This window comes from Pedobacter sp. GW456-11-11-14-TSB4, from assembly GCF_059424425.1.
Window position 1 is genome coordinate 724,190 of sequence record NZ_JBWKZK010000002.1, and the last position, 13,151, is coordinate 737,340.

At 34.3% G+C, this 13,151-nt stretch carries 11 protein-coding genes; 4 read left to right on the forward strand and 7 right to left on the reverse strand.

Translation table 11 applies throughout. The annotated features are described in order from the left end of the window. Positions 1–17 precede the first annotated feature (17 nt). From AC07XU_RS10550 to AC07XU_RS10565, 4 genes are all read right to left on the reverse strand, one after another. Complete coding sequence (locus tag AC07XU_RS10550) at positions 18–1,403, reverse strand: nucleoside permease (RefSeq protein ID WP_494943612.1); 1,386 nt, start codon at positions 1,401–1,403, stop codon at positions 18–20. A 117-nt stretch (positions 1,404–1,520) separates the two neighbouring features. Then, positions 1,521–2,135: a bifunctional nuclease family protein gene (locus AC07XU_RS10555; RefSeq protein ID WP_494943613.1), complete on the reverse strand. Its 615-nt coding sequence runs from the start codon at positions 2,133–2,135 to the stop codon at positions 1,521–1,523. Between the two features lie 78 nt (positions 2,136–2,213). Beyond that, positions 2,214–3,182 (reverse strand): electron transfer flavoprotein subunit alpha/FixB family protein, encoded by a 969-nt coding sequence (locus tag AC07XU_RS10560; protein ID WP_494943614.1) that lies wholly within the window; start codon positions 3,180–3,182, stop codon positions 2,214–2,216. Between the two features lie 111 nt (positions 3,183–3,293). Next, positions 3,294–4,031 carry an electron transfer flavoprotein subunit beta/FixA family protein gene (locus tag AC07XU_RS10565; RefSeq protein WP_494943615.1) on the reverse strand — a complete coding sequence of 246 codons (738 nt, stop codon included), beginning with the start codon at positions 4,029–4,031 and terminating at the stop codon, positions 3,294–3,296. 111 nt (positions 4,032–4,142) lie between these two features. On the opposite strand from AC07XU_RS10565, the gene AC07XU_RS10570 reads away from it, so the two are divergent. Beyond that, the gene (locus AC07XU_RS10570; protein WP_494943616.1) at positions 4,143–4,478 is read left to right on the forward strand and encodes a tetratricopeptide repeat protein; all 336 of its coding nucleotides are present in this window, start codon (positions 4,143–4,145) and stop codon (positions 4,476–4,478) included. 31 nt (positions 4,479–4,509) lie between these two features. After that, positions 4,510–5,709: a chromate efflux transporter gene (gene chrA / locus AC07XU_RS10575; RefSeq protein ID WP_494943617.1), complete on the forward strand. Its 1,200-nt coding sequence runs from the start codon at positions 4,510–4,512 to the stop codon at positions 5,707–5,709. Between the two features lie 405 nt (positions 5,710–6,114). Here the strand turns inward: chrA and dnaB are convergent, their stop codons facing one another. After that, the gene (gene dnaB / locus AC07XU_RS10580) at positions 6,115–7,677 is read right to left on the reverse strand and encodes a replicative DNA helicase (RefSeq protein WP_494943618.1); all 1,563 of its coding nucleotides are present in this window, start codon (positions 7,675–7,677) and stop codon (positions 6,115–6,117) included. 250 nt (positions 7,678–7,927) lie between these two features. Here dnaB and rlmB point away from each other — a divergent pair, with 250 nt between their 5' ends. Then, positions 7,928–8,692 (forward strand): 23S rRNA (guanosine(2251)-2'-O)-methyltransferase RlmB, encoded by a 765-nt coding sequence (rlmB, locus tag AC07XU_RS10585; protein WP_494943619.1) that lies wholly within the window; start codon positions 7,928–7,930, stop codon positions 8,690–8,692. A 58-nt stretch (positions 8,693–8,750) separates the two neighbouring features. Here rlmB and AC07XU_RS10590 read toward each other — a convergent pair whose 3' ends face one another. Together AC07XU_RS10590 and AC07XU_RS10595 are read right to left on the reverse strand one after the other, a co-directional pair. Further along, on the reverse strand, positions 8,751–9,842 hold the full coding sequence (locus AC07XU_RS10590) for a mannose-1-phosphate guanylyltransferase (RefSeq protein ID WP_494943620.1): 1,092 nt from the start codon (positions 9,840–9,842) through the stop codon (positions 8,751–8,753). Positions 9,843–9,863: 21 nt separating this feature from the next. Continuing rightward, entirely contained in the window at positions 9,864–10,829 is a 966-nt protein-coding gene (locus tag AC07XU_RS10595; RefSeq protein ID WP_494943621.1) for a KpsF/GutQ family sugar-phosphate isomerase, read from the reverse strand. Positions 10,830–10,916: 87 nt separating this feature from the next. Between AC07XU_RS10595 and recQ the strand changes: the two genes are divergently transcribed. Next, positions 10,917–13,106 (forward strand): DNA helicase RecQ, encoded by a 2,190-nt coding sequence (recQ, locus tag AC07XU_RS10600; RefSeq protein ID WP_494943806.1) that lies wholly within the window; start codon positions 10,917–10,919, stop codon positions 13,104–13,106. Positions 13,107–13,151 lie beyond the last annotated feature (45 nt).

Below are 13,151 nucleotides of genomic sequence, written 5' to 3' on the forward strand. Positions count from 1 at the left end.
TTTCGAAAGGATTACGATTAGTGAGTTATGGCTTCGATTGCTTTTTCTTCTGCTTTGGTATGTTTATGTTTAAAGAAAATCATAAACAGCACTGTAATCGCTAAAGCATAAATTGTAAATGAAAGCCATATGTTGTGCCAATCTTTAACATCTAAAGCTCTACTTAAATCGCCATTGCCAGAAACAGATATTCCTTTATCTTCTAAAAACTTTAACAAATGCGGATCTGTAGTAGATGATTTTACATGATCTGCCAAAGATTGAATGTTGGTGTAAGCTTTAGTGAAATATTTTTGGATCATCCAACCAGAAACCACACTTCCAAAAACTGCTCCAAATCCGTTTGTCATCATCATAAATAAACCTTGAGCCGATGAACGTGTTTTTGGAGTTGTAGACGTTTCTACGAATAATGAGCCCGAAATATTAAAGAAATCGAAAGCCATACCATAAACAACACAAGAGAAAATGATCATCCATAAATTTCCATGTGGATCGCCATAAGCAAAGAAACCAAAACGGAAAACCCAAGCCAACATGGCAATAACCATCACTCTCTTAATACCAAAACGTTTTAAAAAGAACGGAATAGCTAAAATAAATAATGTCTCAGATACCTGAGAAATAGACATAATTATTGTAGAATATTTAATAACAAATGATTCTGCATAAATAGGGAAGAGCTTAAATTCATCTAAAAAAACATCTCCGTAAGCATTTGTTAGCTGCAAAGCACCACCCAAAAACATTGAAAATATAAAAAACAAAGCCATTTTATAATTAGCGAATAGCTTAAAAGCATCTAAACCGAATTTTTGTGATAAGGTAGATTTTTCTTCAATTAATTTAGATGGTGGACATTTAGGGAGTGAAAAAGCATAAATGCCTAAAGCTAATGCCGCAACACCTGCAATATAAAATTGATTAGCGCTTGCTTTACTGCCAGTTAAATTGGTAATCCACATGGCGGCTATAAAACCAATGGTACCCCAAACCCTAATCGGTGGAAAATCTTTAACCACATCTAAATCGCTTGATTTTAGTGTAGAATAAGAAATTGAGTTACTTAATGAGATGGTGGGCATATAGAAACACATGGCCAAAAATATCGTCCAAAAGAACTGGTTAGGCGTTTCTACTTGTGGTATGTATATTAGGGTAGCAGCATAAAGAATATGTAAAATTCCATACAGTTTTTCTGCATTAATCCACTTATCAGCAATAATACCTGTTATGGTTGGCATAAATAATGAGGCGAAACCCATTGTAGCGAATATTAAACCAAATTGAGCGCCATCCCACTGTTTCGTACCAAACCAATAATTTGCAATAGTTATCAGCCAAGCTCCCCAAACGAAGAATTGCATGAAATTCATCAGGGTTAAGCGAATCTTAATATTCATAAATAGTTTAAGTTGTTTGTTCGGTTAAATGTAGCAGAAATAACTATTATTTTGAAAAAATAATGATGTTGGACAAAACTTTAAAGAGATACGTTTTAAACTTTAAGTGTTTAATAGCTATTCAGCATTTCTTTTGGCTATTTCATCTCTTATTCTTGCTGCTTTTTCATAAGCTTCTTCAGCCAAAGCATCATTTAATTTTGCCTGCAATTCTTCTACAGATAAAGATTGATATCCGGAAACTGGAATAGACGTTGGCATATCTTCAGAACTATGTTCTTTGGTTATGGCATCCATATTTTCTAAAAACAGAAAATCATTCCCTTCTATTACAATTCCAGCAGACGATAGAATAAATTCATAAGTATAAATTGTTGCGCTAAAACGAACTGCTAAAGCTATAGCATCAGAAGTTCTTGCGTCAATTTCCTGGATGTTTGTTCCATCTGTACAGATGAGTTTTGCAAAGAAAACACCATCTACTAAGTTGTAAATTATAATTTCTGTAATTTCAATTTGGTAAACTTGTGCAAAAGATTTAAAAAGATCGTGTGTAAGTGGTCGAGTAGGGGTCATCTTTTCAATCTCAATGGCAATCGCTTGAGCTTCAAATGCGCCAATTATAATAGGTAAACGTCTTCTACCATTTACTTCACCAAGCACCAATGCATAAGCTCCAGATTGGGTTTGACTATAAGATAAGCCAACAATATCAAGTTTTACTTTTTTCATAGATTAGGTATGTCATATTGAGCTTGTTGAAGTATCTTCAAAAAATCTTTCAACAAGCTCAAGGATGACAATTTATGATTATCCTTTATGTGCTTTTAACGCAGCAATTATTTTCGGAACAACTTCAAAAGCATCACCAACAATACCATAATCGGCTACTTTAAAGAAAGGAGCTTCTGGATCTTTGTTAATAACTACAATTACTTTTGATGAACTTACACCAGCCAAATGTTGTATTGCACCAGAAATACCGATAGCAATATATAAATTAGGGCTAATAGCAATACCTGTTTGTCCTACGTGCTCAGAGTGTGGTCTCCAATCTGCATCAGATACTGGTTTAGAACATGCTGTAGCTGCACCAAGTAATTCTGCTAGTTCTTCAACCATTCCCCAGTTTTCCGGACCTTTTAATCCTCTACCAGCAGATACAACTAACTCTGCATCAGGTAATGAGATTTTATTAGTCGCCCTTACTATTTCTTTAACTATTGCAGTTAAATCAGTAGCTTTCACCTCCGGACTAAAGTTTTCTATAGTAGCATCTACTGCGTTTTCTTTAACTCCAAAAGCATTAGGATTTAAGGCTAAAACTTTGTTTTCTGAAGTTAAGGTAGTTACTGCAAAAGCTTTACCGGAGAAAGCAGTTTTTTTAACAGAAAAACCACCATCAAAATTTGGCATTTCTACAGCTCCATCTACTAAACCTGCTTTAAGTTTTACTGCAATTCGTGGTGCTAAACCCTTACCAGAAAATGAGTTAGATAAAACTACAATGTTTGCACTTTCTTTTTTCGCTGCTTCTGCAATAACTGCTGCATAGGCTTGGTTTACAAAGTTTTTAAGTTCATCGGTAGCAACATTTAAAACTTTAGCTGCACCATATTTACCTAGTTCTTTCAAATCTGCTTCTGCTACATTTCCAATTGAAACAGCAGTTAAGCTTGTATTTTGATTATCTGCGATAGCTTTAGCATAAGAAACTGCTTCAAAAACAGACTTCTTAAACTTACCATCGGCTTGTTCTACATATACTAATACTGACATATATACCCGTAAATCCCCTAAAGGGAGCTTTATTTTATAATGAAATTGATTCTATTAATTATCTCTTTTATTATGGCAACTAGAACTGAAAACTCTAAACTGCCAACTCATCTATATAACCTTTGCTTCGCTATGTAATAAACCAATTAAGTCTTCAGCACTTTCAGCTGGCACAAGTTTAACAGCGCCGCGAGGAGCAGGGGTTTCAAATTTAGTAACCTTTCCTAATTCATCAATAGCAACAGCTTCTACAACAGTTAAAGGTTTAGTTCTTGCAGACATGATGCCTCTCATATTCGGTATTTTAGCCTCTGCGGTACCTTCTGCACAACTCGCTACAAATTTACCAGTAACCGAAACTACTTCTTTACCGCCTTCTATCTCACGCTCAATAGTTGCAGTTGTACCATCATAATCTAATTTTTTTATAATAGATATTGATGGAATGTCTAAAAACTCACCAACCATTGCAGCAACTTGAGAACCATTATAATCAATAGATTCGCGACCACACAAAATCATGTCGAAATCATTTGCTTTTGCATATTCTGCAATTTGAAAAGCTGTAAAATAAGCATCTCTTGGCGCAGCGTTTACCCTTACTGCATCATCTGCACCTATTGCCAATGCTTTTCTAATTGTAGGTTCTGTAGCAGCCTCACCTACATTAATTACTGTTACCGTTCCTTTGCCACCTTCACAAAGCTCAATTGCTTTAGATAATGCAATTTCATCATACGGATTAACAATAAATTGAACTCCCGCTGTGTTGAATTGTGTATTATCGTTAGTAAAAGTTATTTTTGTTGTGGTGTCTGGCACATTACTTATACAAACTAATATTTTCATACGTATACATTTGATTAATGGTAATAAAATCAACATTAACATAAAAAGCGTAATGATGATTTCTTTAAAATTGTCTTTATGCAAATCTAATTAAAAAAGCAAGGAAATAAAATGCAAAATACACGTTTAGCCAAGTTATTAGAGTTTTTAGAGAATGATCCTAATGATAGCTTTATATTATACGCTTTAGCTACAGAATACAATTCATTAAATGACACAGAAAAAGCATTTACCTACTACCACCAATTGGTTAATGAGCATGCTGATTATGTGGGCACCTATTATCATTTGGGTAAATTATATGAAAAAGAGGGTCAGAAAGATAAGGCAATAGAAATTTATCAAAAAGGTATGCTTGCTGCAAGATCCAAAAGAGATATGCATGCATTATCTGAATTGCAAGGCGCCTATAATTCGGCTGCCGGTTTAGATTATGAAGATGATTAACCAAAAACACCTATAAAGGCTAATTTAATTTATGGCTAAGCGACAACTTTTATTTATTAAAAATGTATTTCTCTTTACATTTACCGCATTTGGAGGTGCTCAAGCGCACATCTCTTTATTGCTTAGGTACTTTGTCAAAAATGCACATTTCATTACCGAAGAAGAGTTGTTAGAACTAAATGCATTAGCTCAGGTTTTACCCGGACCAGCTTCTACCCAAACACTAGTTGGTATTGGTTATAAAGTTGGTGGTTTAAAGTTGGCAATCCTTACTTTTTTTATCTGGATTTTACCTTCAGCAGCAATAATGACTTTTGCTGCAATTAGTTACGCCTTATTAGATTCAAAAAAAGAATTTTTAGACATATTACAATTCGTACACCCAATTGCACTTGGTATAGTTGCTTATGGTGCCTACAACCTTGCCAAAAAAGTACTTACTTCAGAAATTACCGTATTACTGGCATTTGGAGCCGTTGTTGCTACTTTGGTATTAAAAAATGCATACGTTTTTCCGATAGCTATTTTAGTGGGTGGCATGGTTTCTTCTGCAATTGCTACACCTACCGATGAAGCTCAAATACGCGTTCGTTTGTTTGCCAATATAAATCCTCGTAAACTAAGTTACTTTATTGGTGTATTGTTATTTATGGCTATGTTGGGTGCTTTAATTAATAGAACATCGCCATTTAGTTTGCCAATTAGGCTTTTCGAAAATTTTTACCGTAACGGTATTTTCGTTTTTGGCGGCGGACAGGTTTTGGTTCCCTTAATGTTTACTGAGTTTGTAGAGATGAAGAAATACCTGCTCCAATCAGATTTCATTTCTGGGTTTGCATTACAGCAAGTATTACCCGGACCAACATTTTCATTTACAAGTTATCTTGGTGCTTTAAGCATGAAACAGGGAGGTTACGGTATAGTGGGCCAAGTTTTTGGTGGTTTGTTAGCTGTAATAGGTATAAATTTGCCAGGCTTAATTTTGGTTCTTTTTATTGTTCCGTTTTGGAATGATTTAAAAAAAATTACTCGTATTAAAAAATCACTTTCTGGTATTAATGCGGTAAGTGTTGGGTTTATTTTTGCCGCTTTTATTTTATTGATAAAACCAATTGGTTTTGATTTAATGCCCCTTTCTATTATTGCAGGTACTTTTCTTTTGCTAAACTTTACTAAAATCAGTCCGCCATTAATAATTGTTGCAGGTATTGTTTTAGGCTATTTTTTGTAAAGCAACAGCTGTTCAAAATTTTACGGAAAGTCCTTTGCTTCGCTATATCCCCGAAGAAAAATCGGGGTATGCCGCTGCGCCAAGGTTTGTTTAACGGCTGCTAGTGCAACTATTTAGGGTTGCAGGGAGCAGACCTAACCCAAAAGTTAATGGCTTTGTTGTTTAAACCCAATAGTAGCGAAAATACTTTTACCATTTCCAGCCGAGGCTGGATTAAATGGTAAAAGATTGTAGCGAATAGTGGGGCAGGTGCAAGCCAAGAATTGCTAACAATCGTTTTCAAAAAAAAAACAAAATTCAATTATATGTTGGCAAAGACACTATTGTTAGAAAGTAGTTTTTCACGCAAAACCGATGCTGAGACAAATTCAGCATGACGACCGACTAGATAGTACTTGAATAAATTTAAAATGGAGCATCATCATCATTAAAATCATCCATTTTTGATGGTTTAATGATCACATTTCCAGATGGTTTATCGAAATTACTTGAAGGCATCATTTGGCTTTCCGAAAAACTATTTTGAGGTGCAAAATTATCTTCTAAATCGGCAAATTTAACGTATTTACCAATAAAGCGAAGTGGAACAATACCGGTTTCACCGTTACGGTGTTTTGCGATAATTACCTCACCAACTCCGGCCATCGATCTTCCGTTTTCATCTTCTGTTAAACCATAATACTCTGGTCGGTACAAGAAGAGCACCATATCGGCATCCTGCTCAATAGATCCAGATTCACGTAAATCTGATAGCATTGGGCGTTTTCCATTTGGGCCAGGTCTGCTCTCTACAGCTCTACTTAACTGCGATAATGCTAAAACTGGCACATCTAATTCTTTAGCAACCGATTTAAGCGCCCTAGAAATACTACCAATTTCTTGCTCACGATTACCGCCACCGCTTTGGCCTTCACCCTTACCATGCATTAACTGCAAATAATCGATAATAATTAATTGGATATCGTATTGGGATTTTAAACGTCGGCATTTTGCCCTAAACTCAAAAATGTTTAGTGCAGGAGTATCATCAATTAGGAGTGGGGCTTCGGTTAAAGTGCCAATTTTACTGTGCAATTGTTGCCATTCCCATTCTGCTAAATTTCCTTTTCTAATTTTTTCTTGCTCAATTTCAGTTTCACCAGAAATTAAACGATTAACCAATTGCACTGATGACATCTCTAGCGAGAAAACAACTACTGGTCTTTTAAAATCTACCGCGGCGTTACGGGCGCAAGTTAGTACGAAAGCCGTTTTACCCATTGCTGGTCTTGCTGCAATAATTACCAAATCTGATTTTTGCCAGCCACCAGTAATTCTATCTAAATCTGTAAATCCAGATGGAACACCTGTTAAACCATCCGTTTTGGTACGTAATTCTTCTAAAGTTGCTAACGATTGCTTAATAATCTCGTCCATTTTTTGCGTATCTCTACGTAAATTATTTTGGGCGATATCAAATAAATTCTTTTCCGCGTGATCTAGAAGATCAAAAATATCAGTTGTATCTTCATAAGCATTTTGAATAATTTCTGAAGAAATTCTAATCAGCTCACGTTGGATATATTTTTGAGAGATGATACGAGCATGGTACTCAATATTTGCAGCAGAAGCTACACGATTGGTTAAGTTTGTAATGTAATAAGCGCCACCAACAATTTCTAAAGTGCCTTGGGTGCGCATTTCAGAAGTAACCGTTAAAATATCAACTGGTTTAGATTTCTGAAATAGGTTTTGTATAGCTTCAAAGATTTTTTTATGTGCTTCGGCATAAAAAACTTCTGGTTTTAAAATATCGATTACAGTTGATAGCGCATCTTTTTCGAGCATTAAAGCACCTAAAACAGCTTCTTCTAAATCTGTTGCCTGCGGTGGTATTTTACCCATCGCTGTCATTGGTGTATTTAGTCTTGCTTTACGTGCCGAAGTTGAAAATTTGCCTTGTCCCTGTATTTCGTTATCGTTATTCATTTAACAAAAGTAGTTAAAAGTTAGGTTTTTTGTTTTAACAAGTTTTGAGTTGTTTGTTAACAACTTGATAGTGTTTATGTTAATAAATTGAAATTGTTTCAGGATTAGAAAGTGAATCTAAATTGATTAATCAGCAAAAAAGATCATCTCAAATTAACAGCCCCAATCTCACATCTCATATCTAAAATCTCATTTCTCACATCTCAAATCTCGCGTCTCACATCTCACATCTATTTCTTACTTTTGCAAAATGGATAAGTTTAGAAGACCACAACGCGTAAAAGAGAATAATGAATTTGTTTTTGGCATTAGAGCAGTAATAGAAGCAATAAAAGCAGGAAGAGACATTGAAACTATCTATTTACAACGTGGTTTATCTGGAGATTTATTTACTGAACTAAAGACTTTACTACATGGAACATTAATTCCCTTGAGCTCAGTTCCAATTGAGAAGTTAAACAGAATGTCGCAAAAAAACCACCAAGGTGTAATTGCTGTAATTTCTCCAATCACTTATCAAAACATAGAAGATTTGGTGCCTGCAATTTTTGAAAAAGGCGAAACCCCACTAATTTTAGTTTTAGATAGTGTTACCGATGTGCGTAACATGGGTGCAATTGCACGAACTGCGGCTTGTGTGGGTGTGCATGCCATCATTGTTCCGTTAAAAAATGCTGCACAAATTAATGCTGATGCCATAAAAACTTCTGCTGGTGCATTGTTTAGCATTCCGATTTGTAGACATTCTAATTTGCATAAAACCTGTTTGTTTTTACAAGATAGCGGCTTACAAATTGTTGCTTGTACCGAAAAAACAAATGATTTAATATACAATCAGGATTATACATTGCCCACTGCAATTGTAATGGGCTCCGAAGATGAAGGTATTTCTAATGAACTATTACGAGTTGCTAATCACTTGGCAAAAATACCAATGGCAGGTAAAATAGAATCATTAAATGTTTCTGTAGCTGCTGGGGTTATTTTATATGAGGCCGTAAGGCAACGTCAATAGTTTTGAGACATTAGATTTGAGAAGTTAGAAAAGTCTCAAATCTAGCTTCTCAAATCTTTTAGATAAACTTGTTTCCAAACTTTGCCTTAACATCTGCAACGATATGTTTAACATTTTGTTCTTCAGATCGTGGACAAATCAACAGTGTGTTATTAGATTCTACAACAATGTAATTATGCAAGCTTTGCAGAATCACTAATTTCTCTGAAGGTACATTCACCATACAATTTGATGAATCGAACATCATTACTTGCTCTGATGGAATAACAGCATTGCCAACATAATCTTTTTCAGCCATTTCGTAAATAGAAGCCCATGTGCCTAAATCAGACCAGCCAAAATCGGCAGGCAAAACATAAACGTTCTCAGCTTTTTCCATAATACCGAAATCGATAGATATATTGGTGCATTGTAAATACGCATTTGCAATAAACTGTACTTCGTTTGAAGTGTTGTAGAAGTTTTTGCCTTGATTAAAAATTTCATGCATATCTGGCAAATGCTTCTCAAAAGATTTATTAATCGATTTAGCCGACCAAATAAAGATCCCTGCATTCCACAAAAAATCGCCACTTTGGATAAAAGATTGTGCCAGTTCTAAATTTGGCTTTTCGGTAAAGGTTTTAACTTTATGTATATCTTGATCTGTAGGTAAAAGTTCTTCGTTATATTGAATATAACCGTAGCCAGTATCTGGTCTGTTTGGCTTAATTCCTAAAGTTATTAAACAATTGTTTTCAGCTGCTGCAGTCATAGATTGTTCAATTGCTTTTATAAAACCTTGCTGGTTCGCAATAGTATGATCTGAAGGCGCAACAACAATTACAGCATCTTTATTTAATTCGGCTATTTTCATAGAACCGTATGCAATACAAGGAGCGGTATTGCGCATTATTGGTTCAGCCAGGATTTGATTGTTGCTAATATTTGGTATTTGCTCTTTAATCAAATCAACATAAATATCATTCGTTACTATGAAAATATTTTCGGCTGGGCAAATTTGTAAAAATCTTTCGTAGGTACTTTGAATAAGTGTTTTTCCAACCCCAAAAAAATCTATAAATTGTTTAGGAAATTCTGTTCTGCTAACTGGCCAAAAACGGCTGCCAACTCCGCCAGCCATAATTAATGCGTAATTATTTTTATTCATGTAAAGCAAAGATATATTTATTTAAATAATCCCTTCTTGTAAAAGGTCGTGCATATGTATTAATCCGTAATACAATTTACCATTAGTAACTAATAATTGAGTTATATTGTTTTGTTTAATTACATCTACTGCAAATAATGCCAATTCATCTTTATCAATTTGCTTTGGATTTTTGTTCATCAAATCTGATGCAATGATATTTTCAATGTTAGAATGTTTTTCGAGCATTCTTCTAATATCTCCATCGGTAATGATGCCTAAAATTTGATTATTCTCTGTAACAACAACAGCACCAAGTCTATTTTTACTGATTTCTATAATTACTTCTTTTACAGAAGCATTTGGCAAAATAAAAGGCTTTTCATTTTTTAAGGCTAAATCTCCAGCTTTTAGATATAATCTTTTGCCCAGAGAACCGCCAGGATGGTAACGAGCAAAATCATCAGTATTAAATTCTCGAGCCTGCAACAAACAAACTGCCAAAGCATCGCCCATGGCTAATTGAGCGGTTGTACTTGTTGTTGGAGCTAAGTTATGCGGACAAGCTTCTTTACTAACACTGGTATTTAAAACATAATCTGCTTGTTTAGCTAAATCAGAATCTAGCTGACCTAACATTCCAATTAGTAAGTTATTAGTGCGTTTTAATAGGGGAGCCAATAATTTGATTTCTGGAGTATTGCCGCTTTTGGATAGACAAATTACAATATCATCTTTTTGTATCATGCCTAAATCACCATGAACTGCATCTGCAGCGTGCATAAAAATTGCAGGTGTTCCGGTAGAATTAAACGTAGCTACAATTTTTTGAGCAATAATGGCGCTTTTACCTATTCCGGTAACAATAACTCGACCTTTACTATTTAAAATTGCCTGTACGACAGTTACAAAATCATCGTTAATATGGTTAATTAGGTTTAAAATAGCATCTGATTCTAGCTTTAATGTAGAAACAGCAGACTCGATTATATATTTTTTACTTTTCAAAGAGAATTTATTAGTATATTGATGCTTTAATTACTGCAAAATTATGTTATTTTGAACAATAATAGCACAGAATATTTGATACAAAAAATGGACGTGAAAAAGTCGTTGTTTGATAATTTGCAAACTTTCTTTGGATTCGACAATTTTAAAGGTGACCAAGAGCCCATCATTACTAATATATTAGAAGGGAAAAATACGTTTGTAATTATGCCTACTGGTGGTGGTAAGTCTATTTGCTACCAATTACCTGCATTAATGAGCGAAGGTACGGCGATAGTAATATCGCCATTAATAGCCTTGATGAAAAATCAAGTTGACCAGTTAAGAGCATTTGGAGGGAGTGATAGCATTGCTCATTTTCTTAATTCATCCTTAAATAAAACTGAAATAACTCAAGTGAAATCTGATTTGTTAGATGGGCAAACCAAGCTTTTGTATGTTGCGCCAGAGTCATTAGCCAAATTAGAGAATATAGAGTTTTTAAAATTACTTAAAATATCATTTGTTGCAGTTGATGAAGCTCACTGTATTTCTGAATGGGGACATGATTTTAGACCTGAATACAGGAAGATTAGACAGGTGATTACTGGATTAGGTGCTCACATTCCAATTATAGCATTAACAGCTACAGCCACACCTAAAGTACAGCAAGACATTATTAAGAACTTGCAAATGAGTGATGCAACTTTGTTTAAATCATCATTTAATAGACCAAATTTATTCTATGAAATTCGCCCTAAAAGGGATGTAATTAAAGAAATTATCAGATACATTAAATATAATACTGGTAAATCTGGAATTATTTATTGTTTAAGCAGAAAGAAAGTTGAAGAAGTTGCTGAAGCTTTAAATTTAAACGGAATTAAAGCATTGCCTTATCATGCAGGTTTAGAGCCTAAAGTTAGAGCAGAAACTCAGGATAAATTTTTAATGGAAGATGCAGAAGTAATTGTAGCAACAATTGCTTTCGGTATGGGTATAGATAAGCCAGATGTTAGGTTTGTTATTCATCATGATATACCAAAAAGTATGGAGGGTTATTACCAGGAAACTGGTAGGGCAGGTAGAGATGGTGGTGAGGGATATTGTTTAGCCTTTTATGCGCAAAAAGATGTAGACAAGCTAGCTAAGTTTATGAAAGACAAACCAGTTTCTGAACGAGAAATTGGTACTCAAATTCTTAAAGAAGTAATTGATTATGCTGAATCAGGCGTATGCCGAAGAAAACAAATTTTGCATTATTTTGGCGAAAACTTTAATGAAACTGGTTGTAATTGCATGTGCGATAATTGCAAAAAACCAAAACAACAGTTTGATGCTGAAGAACATCTGTTAACGTTTTTAAAATTAGTAAAGTCTACAGGCGAAAAGTTTGATGATAGCCATTTGCTAAATATATTTATGGGCAGTGAAACTGCTCAAACTATTGCTTACGAGCAAAATAAATTACCAGAATTTGGTTTAGGAAAGCTTGAAGGTGAAATTTTATGGAAATCTTTAATTCGACAGTCTGTATTAAATAACTTTGTTTCAAAAGATATAGATAGTTATGGAATCCTTAAATTAACTAAAGCTGGTAAAGATTTCATTGAAAATCCGTATAGCTTAAAATTCATTTTAAATGAATTGATAGAAAGCGCTGCAGATGATGATGAGGAAGATGTTAAACATGGTACTGGTGCATTAGATACTCAGTTACTAGGTTTGTTAAAAGATTTGCGTAAAAAAATTGCAAAGCAAAAAAATGTACCTCCATTTGTAGTTTTTCAAGATCCATCACTAGAAGAAATGTGTACGCATTATCCAATTACGGTTGATGAATTGAAGCAAATTTCTGGTGTTGGGCATGGAAAGGCATTAAAATTCGGTAATCCGTTTATTGAACTCATCAAAAAATATGTTGAGGACAATGATGTTGAGCGCCCTATTGATTTGGTGATTAAAACCCAAGCCAATAAATCAGCCCTAAAAGTTTCTATTATTCAAAATATTGATAGACAAATAGGTTTAGAGGATATCGCTAAATCAAAAGGCATCACTTATTTCGATATTTTAAAAGAAGTTGAGGCTATTGTAAATTCTGGTACAAAATTAAACTTGGGTTATTTTGTTGATGAAGTAATTGATGAAGATCGACAGGATGAAGTTTTTGATTACTTCAGAGCTGCAGACAATGATTCTATTGATGCTGCATTAAACGATCTGGGCGAAAGTGATTATACTCGTGAAGAAATACAATTGATGCGAATAAAATTCATGTCAGAATTAGGAAACTAAAAAATAGATATGCGTATTGAGATGTGAGATTTGAGACAAAGTATT

Bases quoted from the DNA above. Each gene is read 5' to 3' on its own strand.
- AC07XU_RS10590 (WP_494943620.1), bottom strand. From the start codon at position 9,842: ATGAATAAAAATAATTACGCATTAATTATGGCTGGCGGAGTTGGCAGC.
- chrA (WP_494943617.1), top strand. From the start codon at position 4,510: ATGGCTAAGCGACAACTTTTATTTATTAAAAATGTATTTCTCTTTACA.
- dnaB (WP_494943618.1), bottom strand. From the start codon at position 7,677: ATGAATAACGATAACGAAATACAGGGACAAGGCAAATTTTCAACTTCG.
- AC07XU_RS10565 (WP_494943615.1), bottom strand. From the start codon at position 4,031: ATGAAAATATTAGTTTGTATAAGTAATGTGCCAGACACCACAACAAAA.
- AC07XU_RS10560 (WP_494943614.1), bottom strand. From the start codon at position 3,182: ATGTCAGTATTAGTATATGTAGAACAAGCCGATGGTAAGTTTAAGAAG.
- AC07XU_RS10550 (WP_494943612.1), bottom strand. From the start codon at position 1,403: ATGAATATTAAGATTCGCTTAACCCTGATGAATTTCATGCAATTCTTC.
- recQ (WP_494943806.1), top strand. From the start codon at position 10,917: ATGGACGTGAAAAAGTCGTTGTTTGATAATTTGCAAACTTTCTTTGGA.
- AC07XU_RS10570 (WP_494943616.1), top strand. From the start codon at position 4,143: ATGCAAAATACACGTTTAGCCAAGTTATTAGAGTTTTTAGAGAATGAT.
- AC07XU_RS10555 (WP_494943613.1), bottom strand. From the start codon at position 2,135: ATGAAAAAAGTAAAACTTGATATTGTTGGCTTATCTTATAGTCAAACC.
- rlmB (WP_494943619.1), top strand. From the start codon at position 7,928: ATGGATAAGTTTAGAAGACCACAACGCGTAAAAGAGAATAATGAATTT.